General features: G+C 64.4%; 1 pseudogene. It reads right to left on the reverse strand.

What is annotated here, in order from left to right:
- Positions 1–44: 44 nt before the first annotated feature.
- Positions 45–250, reverse strand: a pseudogene (locus SB822_RS59385) (hypothetical protein); the annotation flags it as partial.

Here is a 250-nt window from a genome sequence, read left to right on the forward strand (position 1 = left end):
CCGGCCTGCGCGCGTCGATATCGGCTATCGACGCGCGGTTGCCGTCATGCGGCGGGCACCAACGCGAGCAGCATATGTTGTTTGAGGCGAACGCTGAACTGATGGGCAACAAAAAGCCCGGGCTGCAGACTATGGCCTAGCGGTGTTGCGAGCGGGCTTCCGGCGAAGGGATCATCCTTCCAGCCCACATCGCGCTGCGTTGCCGGCTGGGCGAGCGCCCCCAACGGAAGTTCGAAGTGCCCGATGGACT

The sequence above is a fragment of the Paraburkholderia sp. SIMBA_054 genome, from assembly GCF_046534875.1.
Classification (GTDB): domain Bacteria; phylum Pseudomonadota; class Gammaproteobacteria; order Burkholderiales; family Burkholderiaceae; genus Paraburkholderia; species Paraburkholderia hospita.